The organism is Parapedobacter sp. (assembly GCF_035556095.1).
Lineage (GTDB): Bacteria > Bacteroidota > Bacteroidia > Sphingobacteriales > Sphingobacteriaceae > Parapedobacter.
On the sequence record NZ_DATMFT010000022.1, the window covers coordinates 1 to 15,378 of the forward strand.

Sequence of the window (15,378 nt, forward strand, 5' to 3'; positions counted from 1 at the left end):
GGATTGTCTGCTGCTCCTTAATCGCTTCAATGGCTACCTTCGCCTTGAAGCTTGCACTGAATTTCCTGCGTTCTTTTTTCATTTTTACAACTGCTAAGTTAAACATTTAAGCAGCTGTCCAATTTTTGGGGAGTACTATAAACCTTTCAAGCGATGAATTTGAAAGTTGGTGATGAGATAAGTTGCGATAGTCTCAAAGAACAAGAAAACTTTTTTTGGAAGCAGGCTTATCAAGACGTTTGGAATGATGAGAAAGTGAGAATTGAAAAAGTAGCCAAACTGATTGAACGTATTAATGAGCAGGCATTAGTAAAAATTGTTGGCTTTGGTGCTGATACGGAAATGCTAATAAAGGAGCATCCAGATGAAAAAGGGAAACCCGACATCGCTGTGATGCATCGCTTAAAACCTGGAATTACACTGCTAAAAGTGGAGGTAACAGGGACTGAGAGAATGAGGGGAGCAGATTATTGGGTAAGACCTGACAAAATTGAATATGCTGAAAACCACCCGGACGAAGACGTTTGGATAATTCTTCACTTCTCAATGCCGGAAGAAATTTTCATTTTCATCCAACCCGTAAAAGGCAAGAAATATGAGCGGCAGGAGAAAGTAATAAGAGGTGCGGGAGAAATTTTCTGCATATTTAAGGATGGTGATGAGGAATTAAAATCTCAGGAACAGTTTTCAGAACACTTAACGAAAAAAATAGACGCAAATAGCAACGACAGCGGTTAGACGTGCTGATTAATAGCGATTATTTCAAACCGATGACGCCTTATGTCGTTAATATCATTAAGATGGATAACTAACGCATATGCGATTTGAAATACCTGATTTCAGCTTATTGACGGAAGTGATGCCAGGAAAAGCATCGTTGCGTGGACGGGTGGTGATTTTCCACTTCCCTACGCATACGGTTTTGGAATTGGTCCGCGCCGGTAATCCTTTACTGGAATCGATCAGCCCGCGCTACGACTGGGACCGCGTGAATAAATACGGGGAAATTGACAAGCTGACGTTTATCGTGCACCGCTACGTTACCGATGAACTTACCACGGTATTTGAGCAAGCAAAAGCTTGGTATCTAGATGCGATGGATTGGCTGGAGATCAGGGACGATGCACTGGATCATTTCCTTAACGACTGGGAAAATCATTCGGACGACCTACCAAACTAATCAAACAATAAATTTCGTATTATTGCCGGTACATCATGTACCCTACGCTATTAGCAACGCATTCATTGGTCCGGTGGCTTGTGCTGGCTGCATTGCTTATTGCCGTTACCTGCGCTTACAACGGTTGGTTTTTTAAAAGGAAATTCTCCCGGTTTGATAATACCGTGCGCCACTGGACGGCAACCATTGCCCACATCCAGCTGATATTGGGCCTCTGGCTCTACGTCATCAGCCCGTTTTCCAATCATTTTCTACGACATTTCCCGGAGACGATCCATCAGCGGGATTTTCGTTTCTTCGGCATGGAGCACAGTTTGATGATGGTCGTAGCCGTCGTGTTGGTTACCATCGGTTCGGCAAAAGCCAAGCGGAAAGCAACGGACAATGAAAAATTTAAGACCATGGCCATCTGGTATACGATAGGTCTATTGATTATCCTAGCATCGATTCCCTGGGCATTTTCGCCATTTACCAGCAGACCGAATTTCCGGCCGTTTTTTTAAGCGCACTTCACGCTTTGTTGTTGACAATAAACACCGTGCCTACCGGGTCTTGCATCATTTTCCGCGGCACGGCGCTTAATCGCCTTTCTCGTTAACACCTCGGAAAGTAAAGGTTGTTATCGTATTCTTTTCGTACCTTTGATTAGCGTAAGACAATGAGTAAATTATTCATAAAAAATATGGTTTGCAATCGTTGTATCATGGTGGTACAGAACGAGATGGACAAACTTGGCATAGGCACCAGCCATATAAAATTAGGAGAAGTCACTCTCGATCGGGAATTGTCCGATGCGGAAAGAAAGGCACTGGATAATGCATTGACCGATGTGGGGTTTGAACTCATCGACGACAGAAAAAGCCGCATCATCGAGCAAATCAAAACGGCAATCATCGAGTTGGTGCATCACCGGGAAAGCGACAACAAATACAACCTATCGGAGGTGCTCAGCCATGCCCTCAACCATGATTACAGCTACCTATCCAATCTGTTTTCAGAAGTGGAGGGTACCACGATTGAAAAATATTTCATTGCCCAGAAAATCGAAAAGGTGAAGGAACTATTGGTGTATGATGAACTGACGCTTAGCGAGATTGCCTACCGGCTCAACTACTCCAGTGTGGCATACCTAAGCAATCAGTTCAAAAAGGTGACCGGGCTTACCCCTAGCCATTTCAAGAAAATCAAGGAAGACAAACGAAAACCACTGGATAAGGTATAAATCTTACAAAACAATTCCAGAATTCCACAACGACTTGAACGGATTAAGTTGCCACCTTTGTATTGTACGATAAAAGCATGAGCAATGGCAACAGCAACAGCTAATAATTTGATAAAACAGTCTTTCCCGGTACTGAGCATGACCTGCGCATCCTGCGCGGCCAGTGTGGAAAGCATGGTCAAAGCTACCGAAGGGGTAACCGACGCATCGGTTAATTTTGCGACGGCCACCTTATCGGTGGCGTACCAGCCGACCATCACCAGCCCCCTTGCCTTGCAGGAAGCCGTTCGGTCGGTGGGTTATGATTTGCTCCTCGAAAGCGAAGACACACGGCAAGAGACACTGGAAGCCATCCACGAACAGCAATTCCGGTCGTTAAAACAAAAAACTATTTGGGCCGTTGCCCTCTCCTTACCCGTGGTGGCTATTGGTATGTTTTTCATGACCATACCCTACGCCAATGAGGTCATGTGGTTGTTTACCACGCCCGTGGTGCTGTGGCTGGGCCGGGATTTCTACCGTAATGCCTGGAAACAGGCCAAGCACCGTAAAGCCAACATGGACACCTTGGTGGCATTGAGTACAGGCATCGCCTACGTATTCAGTGTTTTTAATATGCTAATGCCCGAGTTCTGGCACGAGCGGGGCCTTGAGGCCCACGTGTATTTCGAAGCGGCGACGGTCATCGTTGCCTTTATACTGCTTGGGAAACTATTGGAGGAAAGGGCCAAAGGCAACACCTCGTCAGCCATCAAAAAACTGATGGGTTTGCAGCCGAAAACCGTAACATTGGTACTGCCTGACGGCCGCGAACAGCAAACCGCCATTGAAGATGTGCATGTGGGCGACGTGGTTTTGGTGAAGCCGGGTGAAAAGATTGCGGTGGATGGAATGGTCTTGTCCGGCAGCTCGTATGTAGACGAAAGCATGTTGAGTGGCGAACCCCTGCCTGTGCTTAAAGCGGCAGACGAAAAGGTCTTTGCGGGCACCATCAACCAAAAAGGAAGCTTCCGGTTTAAAGCGGTGAAGGTAGGCAAGGAAACCATGCTTGCCCAAATCATCAAAACGGTGCAGGATGCGCAGGGCAGCAAAGCTCCGGTACAGAAACTCGTAGATAAGATCGCTGGCATTTTCGTCCCCATTGTGATGGGCATCGCCCTGCTTACATTCATACTGTGGGTGGTATTGGGCGGCGACAATGGTATAGTACATGGGCTTTTGGCTGCCATTACGGTACTGGTCATCGCATGCCCTTGTGCCTTGGGACTGGCCACCCCCACGGCGATCATGGTGGGTGTGGGTAAAGGTGCCGAAAACGGGATACTCATCAAAGATGCCGAAAGCCTGGAGCTGGCGAAAAAAGTAAACGCCATGGTGCTCGACAAAACCGGGACCATCACCGAAGGTAAACCGGAAGTAACCGGTGCGAAATGGCTGAACGACGACGATACGGCAAAACAGGTTTTGTTTAGCTTGGAAAAACAATCCGAACACCCATTGGCCGCTGCGGTGACCAATCACCTCGCCGAGGCAAATACGGTAGATTTAACGGCATTTGAGAGCATTACCGGCAAGGGCGTAAAAGCGGTTTACAACGGCGAAACGTATTTCGCCGGGAACAAAGGGCTTCTAGCAGAGCATGGTGTTTCCATTGCAGCCGTACTGCAACAGCAGGCTGACGAATGGGGTAAACAGTCAAAAACGGTCATCTGGTTTGCAAACCGCACACAAACACTGGCCGTACTGGCTATTTCGGACAAGATTAAGGAAACTTCCGTATTGGCCATCAAGCAAATGCAGGAAATGGGCATAGCGCTATACATGCTTACGGGCGATAATGAAGCCACGGCCAAGGCCATTGCGCAGCAAACCGGTATTGGGCATTACAAAGCGGAGGTTTTGCCACAACACAAAGCGGATTTCGTGAAAGAGCTCCAACGGCAGGGTAAAACCGTAGCGATGGTGGGCGATGGCATCAACGATAGTACCGCATTGGCTACGGCAGATGTAAGCATCGCCATGGGCAAAGGCAGCGATATTGCTATGGATGTGGCGAAAATGACCATCATTTCATCCGACCTGACCAAAATCCCGCAGGCCATCAGACTGTCTAAACAAACCGTAGCAACTATCAAACAGAACTTATTCTGGGCGTTCATTTACAACCTGATTGGCATCCCTATTGCAGCGGGGATATTGTACCCAATCAATGGTTTTTTGCTCAACCCCATGATAGCCGGGGCAGCGATGGCCTTGAGCAGCGTGAGCGTGGTGAGCAACAGCTTGCGGCTGAAATGGAAAAAAATAAACGATTCATTAACGACAAATCCAAACAAGATGGAAAATAGTAATCAACATTTGCAGTTCAAAACAAACATCAACTGTGGCGGCTGTGTGGCCACTGTGACGCCGCATCTCGACCGGCTAGATGGTATTGCGCATTGGGAAGTAGACACGGATAATAAAGATAAGATACTGACCGTATCGGCTACCGGAGCATCCGCGCAACAGATCATGGAAACGGTACAACAGGCGGGTTTTACCATCGAGCCGGTCAACCAGTAGCCATTGCGGGTCGGAGAGGCGCGTCGCCTTTATTTCTCCAGCTCGGTGTCGCTCGTATTTGCTAAGATACGCCGCCCTAGCATGTAGTGCCGCGTTTGACGCATTAATTAAATGAAATGTGGATGTGGCGCAACAAAACCGAAAACTAATTTACATGGGAACGGTTGAAATCATAATAGCAAATAACAATGCAGGCATTATCATCGATAAGGACCGGTCCTTATGTAAAGGCCGGAAAAGGCTGCCACTTTCGGGTTTGGGCTCCGCTAACGCATGAGGTTACACTACATCTTATCTCGCCTGACGAAAGCTGGCATGACATGGGGCGGGGAAGCGATGGCTACTTTGAAGTGGAACTCCCGGATTGCCCGATAGACGCCCAGTACTATTATGTGCTGGATGGCGGCGACGACCTACCCGACCCGGCATCACACGACCAACCCAACGGCGTACATGGCCCATCCGCACTCGTTGACCATGGCAACTACCAATGGAAAGATCACGAATGGGAGAATCCACCCCTGGAAGAGCTGATAGGCTACGAGCTGCATGTGGGAACATTCACCGAACAGGGGACATTCGAAGCCATTATTCCCAGGCTGGGCGACCTGAAATCAATCGGCATCAATGCCATCGAACTCATGCCTATCGCCGAATTTCCCGGCAGTAGAAACTGGGGTTACGATGGCGTTTTTCCATTTGCTGTCCAACACACGTACGGCGGCCCGGAAGGTTTAAAAAAACTGGTGGATGCTTGCCACCAAATCGGGATAGCTGTCTATCTCGACGTGGTGTACAATCACCTCGGGCCCGAAGGCAATTATTTCAATCGGTATGGGCCGTACTTTACCGAAGCATACCAAACGCCCTGGGGCGCAGCAATCAATTTCGACGGCCCTTGGTCTGACGGGGTACGTGATTACTTTGCCAGCAATGCGCTCCATTGGTTTCACCACTACCACATCGACGGCCTGCGGCTAGATGCCATCCATGCCATGATGGATAACGGGGCCGTACATGTGCTACAGTATATCAACAAGCATGTAGACCAATATATTCAAGAAAGCGGAAAAAATGTTTATTTGATTGCCGAGAGCGACTTGAACGCACCGCGTGTTATCCAGAATTCCCAGACAGGTGGATATGGTTTCGATGCACAATGGTTAGACGACTTTCATCATGCATTGTTTGTTTTGCTATATCCGGAAGGTAGGGAACGGTACGAAGACTTCGGTGCCATGGAACAGCTGGCCAAGGCCTATACGGATGGATTTGTGCATAGCAGCGAGTACGTGAAGGCGCGCCAACGAAAACATGGTGCATCTTCCGCAGGCATCCCCGGATTTAAGTTCGTGGCGTTTATCCAAAACCATGACCAGGTGGGCAACCAAAAGAACGGAGCACGGTTATCCAGCCTCGTATCCGAAAGCCATCTACGCGTGGCCGCGGCTGCGTTGCTCCTCTCCCCTTATATCCCCCTGTTGTTTATGGGTGAAGAATACGGAGAAACACGGCCTTTTCTATACTTCACCAGCCACAGTGATCCGAAACTGATTGCCCGGGTAAGGGCCGGACGGAAGCGTGAATTCAGCGATTTTTTTGACCATGAGGATCCCCCCGATCCACAGGCGGAGTCATCTTTCGCATCGTGCATTCTTGATTGGCCCATCCGCACGCAGGGGAAACATGGCGAGTTGCTGGAATGGTATAAACGGCTCATCGCGCTGCGCCAGTCGCATGCCGCATTACGGAATTTCAACAAGCCAGCCACGCAAGTCGACGTCATCAATTCCCATGCATGGGCATTGCGCAGGCAGGATGAATCCGGGCAGTCGCTGTTGCTAGCCCTTTTCAACCTTTCCGGCGACACGATACGGCATACGCTACCCGCAAACACAACGTGGACGTGTTTGTTAGATTCAACAGCGCCCCTTGCCGCGGCAGCGACTACAACCGCTAACGCCCATGCGCTGCTCCTGCCCCCGGTGAGTGTATCGGTGTTTACGGCTGAAACATAAATACATCCGGATACTCCGGTACCGGAATTTTGATGTTAACGCATGATAATTTGTTATGGTCACAACTACAAATGCCCCTTGGTGGAAAACCGGCGTCATTTACCAAATCTACCCACGTTCATTTATGGACGCCAACAATGACGGTATCGGCGACCTGCAAGGGATTATCAATAAACTGGATTACCTGCAATGGTTGGGAGCCCATGCGATTTGGATTTCGCCGATATACCCATCGCCCATGGCCGACTTTGGCTATGATATTGCGGACTATACGGGGATAGATGAACGATTTGGCACCATGGCTGATTTCGACCAGCTTCTCCAAGAGGCGCATCGCCGGGAGTTGAAAGTGATCCTTGACCTGGTGCCGAACCATACGTCCGACCAGCATCCGTGGTTCATCGAATCTAAAAGTTCGAGGGATTCACCCAAGCGCGACTGGTATATTTGGCATGATGGCAAGGCCGACGGCAGTCCGCCAAACAACTGGAAAAGCGTATTCGGCGGAAACGCGTGGGAATGGGACGACCATACCAAGCAATATTACTATCATGGTTTTCTGAAAGCGCAGCCCGATCTGAACTGGTGGAACCCCGATGTGCGGGAAGCGATGTTTGATGTGATGCGGTTTTGGTTGGACAAGGGCGTGGATGGCTTCCGGGTTGACGTGATCTGGCATTTGATCAAAGACCGGCAACTACGTGATAATCCGCCGAATCCCCACTACGACAATACGCAATCGACCTATAACCAGCTGTTGCCCGCATACTCCACCGACCAGCCAGAAGTACACCATATTGTGCAGAAAATGCGACAGGTGGTTGATGCCTATGACGACCGACTGATTATTGGCGAAGTTTACCTGCCTTTGCACCAACTGATGGCTTATTACGGGCCGCAAAGCGACGGTGTGCACATGCCCTTCAATTTCCAATTGCTGACCATGCCGTGGCGCGCGCAGGAAATTGCCTCAGCAATTGACCAGTATGAAGGGGCGCTACCCGCCGAAGGGTGGCCGAATTGGGTACTCAGCAATCATGACCAGCCCCGGTTGGCAAGCCGCGTAGGCGAACACCAAGCCCGCGTGGCAGCGCTACTGCTGCTTACCCTTCGCGGTACCCCCACGCTCTACTACGGCGATGAAATCGGCATGCGCGATGTAGCCATCCCTTTTGAGGAGCAACAAGACCCCCAAGGCTTGAACATGCCGGAAAAAGACCTCAGTAGGGATCCAAGCCGCACACCTATGCAATGGTCAAATGCTGCTTATGCTGGCTTCTCGACAGCCAAACCGTGGCTTCGCGTAGATAAGCGATACCCGCGCTACAATGTGCAGCAGCAGCGGGAAAACCCGTCCTCCATCCTGCACTTATATCACGAACTCATCGCGCTACGAAATAGGGAGCCTGCCTTGAACCGGGGGACATATACACCGATTCATTCGAACGACCAGTACCTGGCCTATCAGCGGGAATCGCCCGACGGCGACAGCTTCTTTGTGATGCTTAACCTTTCGTCCCGTCCCTGCCGGCACCGCCAGGACCCATCCCAGTTACGCAACGGCGTGGTTGAACTATCGACATCACCGGAATTGAAAGGGATGGCTATCGGTGAGCAAATTTATTTGAGTGGCGATGAAGGTATTATTGTAAGGCTATCAGCAGTGAGACACTAAAGACAGAAATCATGGACGATTCATTTCAAACCTTATTGCAAAAAGTATGGCACTGCACATTGATGTGTGAGAAATGTGCCAACGAAAGTATTTTACGGCCAGACCATGGGCACCTCAGCGAATGCATACGGCTCAGCCAGGATTGTGCTGAAATTTGTGTGCTATTAGCCAAATCCATCAAACGGCAGTCTATCTTGTTGCCGGCGCTGCTTGACCTTTGCGAGTGGATATGTAACCAGTGTGCCCGGGAATGTAACAAACACCCGGCAGACCATTGCCAGCAATGTGCGGCCGCATGTTTGTTGTGCAGCGAAGCTTGTTATTTGCTAAAAGAGCGCCTGCAAACACGGGGCGACAACGGGTTTGATCAGTCGGCTAGCTGATATACCTGCATCGAGCGTCCGGCGACCTCGAAGTGACTACCCGCTTCGAGTTGATTCGGCGACGCAGCGATCTGTGCTGATGTGGTATCGATTACCTTTATCCAGAAATCACCATACCGTTTGTCTTTGGGCAATATAAAATCCAACGGCTCTTGGTACGCATTGAAAATGAGATAAAAGCTGTCGCCGATGATTTTTTTCCCTTTTTCGTCTACCGAATGAATGCCCTCGCCGTTCAGGAATACGGCGAGCGACCGGGCAAAATCGTGATCCCAGCTTTCTTCGGGCATCTCCCGCCCATCGGGCAGGAACCATGCGATATCTTCCGTGCCAACGCCTTTTATTGGCTCACCGGTAAACCATTTCCGTCGGCAGAACACAGGTTGAGAAAGCCGCAATTCGATCAACTGCCGCGTATATTCCAACAATGAACCATCAACCTGGTCCCAATGAAACCACGATAACTCGTTGTCCTGGCAATACGCATTGTTATTCCCCTGCTGTGTTCGCCCCGCTTCGTCACCTGCAAGCAGCATGGGCACGCCCTGTGAAAGAAGGAGCGTTGCTAAGAGGTTGCGCTTCTGTTGGGCGCGCAATGCATTTACTTCCACATCGTCCGTAGGACCCTCAATGCCGCAATTCCAAGACCGGTTGTGGCTTTCGCCATCGTTGTTGTCCTCTTGGTTCGCCTCATTGTGCTTCTCGTTGTACGATACGAGGTCGTGCAACGTAAAACCGTCGTGAGCCGTGATGAAATTGATACTCGCAGTCGGTTTCCGATAATCGTCTTGATACAGGTCCGAACTCCCGGTGAAACGTGCTGCAAACTCGGACAGCATGCTTTCGGCACCGCGCCAATAATCGCGTACACAATCGCGGTATTTACCGTTCCATTCCGCCCAGCCCGGCGGAAAATTGCCCACTTGGTATCCCCCCTCGCCCAAATCCCAGGGTTCGGCAATTAATTTCACCTGTGAAATGACGGGATCCTGCTGGATGATATCGAAGAAAGCACTTAACCGATCAACTTCATGCAGTTCGCGTGCCAAGGTAGCGGCTAGGTCGAACCGGAATCCGTCTACGTGCATCTCGGTAATCCAGTAGCGCAGGCTATCCATAATCAGTCGGAGAACGATGGGCAGGTTCGCATTCAGTGTATTTCCGGTGCCGGTATAATCCATATAAAACCGGGGATCGTCGGTAAGCCGGTAATAGTTCGCATTGTCGATGCCTTTGAAACTCAGCGTGGGCCCTAGGTGGTTCCCTTCGGCCGTGTGGTTATACACCACATCCAATATCACTTCGATTCCGGCTGCATGCAACGCCTTAACCATGTTTTTAAACTCGTTGACTTGTTGCCCCAACGCGCCGGAAGACGCATAGCGCACTTCCGGCGCAAAAAAACCGATGGTATTGTAGCCCCAATAATTGGATAACCCATCGCTATGCCGGTCGTTTACGAATTGGTGTACGGGCATCAGTTCGATGGCTGTAATGCCGAGATTTTTCAGGTATTCTACTGTTTTGGGGTGGCCCAAACCGGCATAGGTTCCGCGAAGATCGTCCGGAATTTCCGGACGCAGTTTCGTCAGCCCCCGCACGTGGGCTTCGTAAATAACGGTTTGGCGAAAAGGAATGTTGAGCTGCTTATCGCCCTCCCAGTCGAAACCCGGATCCACAACGACCGATTTTGGCACGTGTGGTGCGCTGTCCTGTTTACTGAAGCTCAAATCTTCATCCGGATGGCCCGCCTCATAGCCCAGATGGGCTTCGTGTGCATCTAAAACGCCCGATATCGCTTTGGCGTAGGGGTCTAGCAATAGCTTATTGGGATTGTAACGTTGACCAGCCGACGGTTCGAAGGGACCATCCATCCGATAGCCATAGCATTGCCCCGGCGCCAGACCCGGCACATAACCGTGGCACACCTGATGGGTGCGCTCCGTAAGGGTAATCACCGTTTCTCCGGCATCGGGGGTAGCGCCATCAAACAAACAAAGGTGCACGGCTGTTGCCTGTTCGACATAGATGGAAAAGTTCACGCCTTCCCCATCCCAAGTTGCACCCAGGGGATACGGTTTACCGGGATAGATTGTATATTTCATAAACAACCAACCGCGGAGCACTTGTAATTGTTTTGAAATTCACTACCGGCCATACAATTGTACCCATTCGCTCAATTGGCGTCGTAAACGGGTGGTTAGTTGGTCCGGATCGAGCCGCCAGCGCCAGTTACCCGTGGGCACTGCCGGTATATTCATGCGTGCTTCCGTTCCGAGCCCCAATAAATCCTGTAAGGGGATAATGGCTAAGCGGGCCGGGGACGCGTAGGCCAGCCGGCACAGCGTTACGACAGCACGTTGCGGCGTAAGCGTGCCAGCACCGGCGTACGCGCTCAACCGTGCCTTTGCGGCCGTTGACTCATTGCGATACCATCCCACGGCCGTGTCATTATCATGTGTACCGGTAAACACGACATCGCGGGCCGAATGATGATGCGGCGCGTGTAAATTAGTAGCGATATCGTCGCCGAAAGCGAATTGCAAGACTTTCATTCCGGGAATGCTCAGCTCGTCACGCAACCGGTAAACCCCTTCATGGATGTCGCCCAAATCTTCAGCGATGAACGGCAGACCGCCAACGGATTTTTTGAAGGCCCTGAAAGGCGCTACTCCCGGGCCGGGCTGCCACGCGCCTTCTTTCGCACGCTTTGCCGTAATGGGAATTTCCCAATAATCGTAAAACGCCCGGAAATGATCGAGCCGCAACAGATCGTAAAATGCCAAGTTTTTTGTTATCCGCTGCGTCCACCAGGCAAAGCCGTCGCTGGCGTGGTTTTCCCAACGGAAAACGGGCATGCCCCATAGCTGTCCGTCAGCGTTGAAATAATCCGGTGGTACACCTGCCATATCCGCTATTGCCCCATTGTCATCCAACTTGAACAGCCCACGGTGCACCCATACATCTGCGGCATCATGATTAACGTAAAAAGGAATGTCGCCGATGAACTGCACGCCCGATTGCCGACTGTATTGGCGGAGACGATTCCACTGCAAAAGAAACTGATACTGCAGCCATTTTACTTTTTTTAGTTCGTATGGATATGATGTGCCGAGTGCTTTCAGTGCATCTTGCTTGCGGTTACGGTAGGCAACCGGCCAGCTATACCAAGGCTTACCGCGGTATCTATCCTTTAGCACCGAATATAACGCATAGTCGTCTAGCCACCCGGACTCACGTTTGCAAAATGCCTCGAACCCTTGGTCTCGGCGACCTACCCATTGACGAAGGTAGTTTCGGAAAGCTTTACCAAAAAGCACGTTTTTCAGCGCCGATGCTTGGTCGTATACCGCTTCTGACGCGTTGGGAAGCTCGTGCATTTCCAGATCGGCTTGGACAAGCCACCCTTGTCGCGCAAAATCGGCCAGATCGAGAAACAAGGCGTTGCCGGCCATTGCCGAGTGCCCGCTATACGGGGAATAGCCTACTGCCGCGCTTGTTGGATGGTGAGGCAGCATCAACCAATACCGTTGGCGCGCTTGCCCCAAGAAATCCACGAACCGATAGGCTCCGCGCCCCAGATCACCGGTTCCAAACGGCCCTGGCAAGGAGAATAGCGGCATCAACACGCCCGCTGCCCGGTGAGTTTTCTGCGTGTCGTCGGTGGCTATCCACACACTTACCGGAAGCGGATGAACGTGCTGGCCAAGTATGAACTGGCTTACGTTTTCCTTGATTTCGCCGGTAAATACGTTGCGCCACTGCCGGGGTGCATGGTCCGGTAGCATGATCCGGGTAGTACCCCAGTCGATATGCTCTAATTTTCTAGTTCGACCCACCATGCGGCTTCCGATATGGATGGGCACCACCACCAGCAGCCATTGGTGGTTTAGGCGGCGGATAAAGGACAAGACATGTTTCCGATATCTTCCTGACGCCGCAATGGGGATATACAATCCTTTCTGAAAAAGGTCAGGGTACTGGCGGCGTAGCTGTGCCAGCCATTCCGTGATGCTGTATTTCACCTGCCCCGAATGACGGTCTTTCCATAGTTGATGTACCACATCGGTTCCGGCACCCATTTTATGCAGTCGCTGTTGCCATGCCTGGCGTTCGGCGAAATCCACCGGTCGCCGGTTATCGGGGTCTACAAATGAAAAGTCCCAACCTTCGCTGCCCTGATAGCAGTCCGGAATGCCGGGGCATGTAAATTTCAATACCACTTTTGCGAGCGAGTTCAGGATAGACAGGTCCACAAATTCCGTATGAAATGGGCGAAAATGCTTAAAAAATGGGGCGCGCGGATGAAGTATACTCCGGATGAAACGCACTACCGATTGCTCATATGTTTGATTGGGGGCGGCCCAGTCCGTATGTCGCTTGGCTTCACGCATCGCTTTGATAAGGTAGGCCTCCAAGCGTTCCCGGTAGGGTTTAAGCGGCTTACGGGGCATCGGAAAGGTGCCCCATAGCGTTTGGTAGATGAAATATTCGTCGTTCGCGTCAGGCATGCCATTCGTTTTGAATGACGCATTCCATTTCATCCATGTCGCCACGGCCGCACTCCATGCGCGTGGAAATGCCGTAATCACCTGCAAACGTGCGCTAGCATCTTCGCCCCGTTTGGTATCGTGTGTGGCCGTGGCATTCAAGGTGTGTTGTTGGTATTGGCTACGTTCTTCCATAAATTGGTGGAAGTCGGCGACCGATCGGCTGAACTCCGCGGGCGATCCACCAACCTCATTCGCACCGATATACCGATTGTAGGCATACATCAATGTATCTTCCAGCCCTTTGGCCATCAATGCACCGGTAAGCTGCATACATCGTTGGTAAAACAAAGCGATATGCGCCAATTGAGGTCCGGTATTTATTTTCTTCGCAGAGACCAGCAACCCTTCCAGCAAGGCCAGTTCCTTACGCAAATCAGGACGATCGGCGGCAGCCAGTTCCAGCGTCTTCCTTATCGACTCCACTTCCGCGTCGGTAAGCGGGAAAGCATGCCCGTACCAACGGTAGACGGGGCAATGGATGATAAATTGTGCCAACGCCGATTTCAGCATCTCTTGGCTGTGATTTTTAGATAGCGTTGCTTCTGCCAGCACGACCTCTTGCAAAAACCGGGAAAGGTTGTCCAGTTCGCCTTTCATCGCTTCCATCAATTGGCTTTCTTTCGCCTGCCAAAGCAGCGGTGGAATCGGCTGGTCCTGACCGGTAAGTTTACTATAAAAACGGGTTAGCCGCTCCTCATTGCTCCCATCTGATAGGACTGCGTTGGCCATGGCGAGGAAATCGTATCCGGAAGTTCCTTGAATTGGCCATTGGGTTGGAAGACGTTCGCCCGGCTGGAGGATTTTTTCGACCACGATGAGCACATGGTCGCCGACTAATCGACGTAACCGGAGTAGATAACCTGTCGGATCGACAAGACCATCGATGTGATCGATCCGCAGGCCTGTAAACACACCATTTTTTACGAGTTGAGCGATCAACCGGTGGGCCGCATCAAAGACGCTGCCATCTTGTACGTTTAATGCGATGAGGCTATTGACTGTAAAGAATCGCCTGTAATTGATGCGATGATGCGTTTCCTTCCAACTACAGGGCTCGTAGTATTGAAGTGTGATTAAGTCGCGGATTATCGCCGGGTCATCTAACAATTTGTCTCCATTCAACCTACGGATAAATGCTTGTCCAGCCGGATTGATTGGCCATACCTTTCCTGCAAATGCTAGTCCGAATTGCTGATTAAAGCTGCTGAGCGTGACACGACCGGTATGGATGGCCTCTTCGAGCGGAACATCGAGAAAAGGCAGCATTAAGCGGCCGGAAAAATAATTAGGCGACGCGAAAGGTGTATCAAAGAACGTGCGATAGGTCGACTCGGGGCCTTTCTCCAGCACATCCCACAACCACGGATTTTCCGGATGGAAGGCCATATGATTGGGTACGATATCTTGTATCCAGCCGATTCCGGCATGGGCAAGCTTAGTGGCAACACGCTTCAGCTGTTCAAGCGAACCGATTTCGGGATTGAGCTGCGTGGGATCGGTCTGATCGTAACCATGGCCGCTTCCGGGAACGGCGCGGAAAATAGGCGATGCATAAATGGCGCCGACTCCCAAACGGTTCAAATATGGAATAAGATGTTCCAGGTCGCGAAACGTAAAGTCCTTATTGAACTGTACCCGATAGGTCATATTTGGAAGTTGCACCATAAGTAGGAGAATTAACCAACGCACTGCGTAATTGTTCGGATATACATTTTTCTAACAGTTCATCCATGTGCGAAAACAAAAGCGTTGTGTGGCTTGTTGGCTTCTCACAATAGCAAT

Annotated in this window: 10 protein-coding genes; 8 read left to right on the forward strand and 2 right to left on the reverse strand. The window is 50.7% G+C overall.

The genetic code is table 11. The annotated features are described in order from the left end of the window. The first annotated feature begins 153 nt into the window (after positions 1 to 153). The 8 genes from VNQ80_RS13820 (at position 154) to VNQ80_RS13855 (ending at position 9,043) form a co-directional block, all read left to right on the forward strand. Entirely contained in the window at positions 154 to 738 is a 585-nt protein-coding gene (locus VNQ80_RS13820; protein WP_325639597.1) for a hypothetical protein, read from the forward strand. 79 nt (positions 739 to 817) lie between these two features. Beyond that, a complete protein-coding gene (locus tag VNQ80_RS13825; RefSeq protein WP_325639599.1) occupies positions 818 to 1,180 on the forward strand; it encodes a hypothetical protein in 363 nt (120 codons plus the stop codon). A 35-nt stretch (positions 1,181 to 1,215) separates the two neighbouring features. After that, positions 1,216 to 1,683 (forward strand): hypothetical protein, encoded by a 468-nt coding sequence (locus VNQ80_RS13830; RefSeq protein WP_325639601.1) that lies wholly within the window; start codon positions 1,216 to 1,218, stop codon positions 1,681 to 1,683. Positions 1,684 to 1,838: 155 nt separating this feature from the next. Further along, positions 1,839 to 2,402: an AraC family transcriptional regulator gene (locus tag VNQ80_RS13835; RefSeq protein WP_325639603.1), complete on the forward strand. Its 564-nt coding sequence runs from the start codon at positions 1,839 to 1,841 to the stop codon at positions 2,400 to 2,402. Positions 2,403 to 2,486: 84 nt separating this feature from the next. Beyond that, on the forward strand, positions 2,487 to 4,967 hold the full coding sequence (locus VNQ80_RS13840; RefSeq protein ID WP_325639605.1) for a heavy metal translocating P-type ATPase: 2,481 nt from the start codon (positions 2,487 to 2,489) through the stop codon (positions 4,965 to 4,967). 188 nt (positions 4,968 to 5,155) lie between these two features. Next, the gene (gene treZ, locus VNQ80_RS13845; RefSeq protein ID WP_325639607.1) at positions 5,156 to 6,985 is read left to right on the forward strand and encodes a malto-oligosyltrehalose trehalohydrolase; all 1,830 of its coding nucleotides are present in this window, start codon (positions 5,156 to 5,158) and stop codon (positions 6,983 to 6,985) included. Between the two features lie 55 nt (positions 6,986 to 7,040). After that, on the forward strand, positions 7,041 to 8,660 hold the full coding sequence (locus VNQ80_RS13850) for an alpha-amylase family glycosyl hydrolase (protein ID WP_325639609.1): 1,620 nt from the start codon (positions 7,041 to 7,043) through the stop codon (positions 8,658 to 8,660). A gap of 11 nt (positions 8,661 to 8,671) precedes the next feature. Beyond that, entirely contained in the window at positions 8,672 to 9,043 is a 372-nt protein-coding gene (locus tag VNQ80_RS13855; protein WP_325639611.1) for a four-helix bundle copper-binding protein, read from the forward strand. Here the strand turns inward: VNQ80_RS13855 and glgX are convergent. Both glgX and treY read right to left on the reverse strand, forming a co-directional pair. Next, complete coding sequence (gene glgX, locus VNQ80_RS13860; RefSeq protein ID WP_325639613.1) at positions 9,028 to 11,148, reverse strand: glycogen debranching protein GlgX; 2,121 nt, start codon at positions 11,146 to 11,148, stop codon at positions 9,028 to 9,030. The genes VNQ80_RS13855 and glgX overlap by 16 nt on opposite strands. A 42-nt stretch (positions 11,149 to 11,190) precedes the next feature. Then, on the reverse strand, positions 11,191 to 15,261 hold the full coding sequence (treY, locus tag VNQ80_RS13865; RefSeq protein ID WP_325639615.1) for a malto-oligosyltrehalose synthase: 4,071 nt from the start codon (positions 15,259 to 15,261) through the stop codon (positions 11,191 to 11,193). Positions 15,262 to 15,378: the final 117 nt, after the last annotated feature.

What these genes read in the sequence shown, in the direction of transcription:
- VNQ80_RS13820 (WP_325639597.1), top strand. Translation starts at nt 154, where the DNA reads ATGAATTTGAAAGTTGGTGATGAGATAAGTTGCGATAGTCTCAAAGAA.
- VNQ80_RS13825 (WP_325639599.1), top strand. Translation starts at nt 818, where the DNA reads ATGCGATTTGAAATACCTGATTTCAGCTTATTGACGGAAGTGATGCCA.
- VNQ80_RS13830 (WP_325639601.1), top strand. Translation starts at nt 1,216, where the DNA reads ATGTACCCTACGCTATTAGCAACGCATTCATTGGTCCGGTGGCTTGTG.
- VNQ80_RS13835 (WP_325639603.1), top strand. Translation starts at nt 1,839, where the DNA reads ATGAGTAAATTATTCATAAAAAATATGGTTTGCAATCGTTGTATCATG.
- VNQ80_RS13840 (WP_325639605.1), top strand. Translation starts at nt 2,487, where the DNA reads ATGGCAACAGCAACAGCTAATAATTTGATAAAACAGTCTTTCCCGGTA.
- treZ (WP_325639607.1), top strand. Translation starts at nt 5,156, where the DNA reads ATGCAGGCATTATCATCGATAAGGACCGGTCCTTATGTAAAGGCCGGA.
- VNQ80_RS13850 (WP_325639609.1), top strand. Translation starts at nt 7,041, where the DNA reads ATGGTCACAACTACAAATGCCCCTTGGTGGAAAACCGGCGTCATTTAC.
- VNQ80_RS13855 (WP_325639611.1), top strand. Translation starts at nt 8,672, where the DNA reads ATGGACGATTCATTTCAAACCTTATTGCAAAAAGTATGGCACTGCACA.
- glgX (WP_325639613.1), bottom strand. Translation starts at nt 11,148, where the DNA reads ATGAAATATACAATCTATCCCGGTAAACCGTATCCCCTGGGTGCAACT.
- treY (WP_325639615.1), bottom strand. Translation starts at nt 15,261, where the DNA reads ATGGTGCAACTTCCAAATATGACCTATCGGGTACAGTTCAATAAGGAC.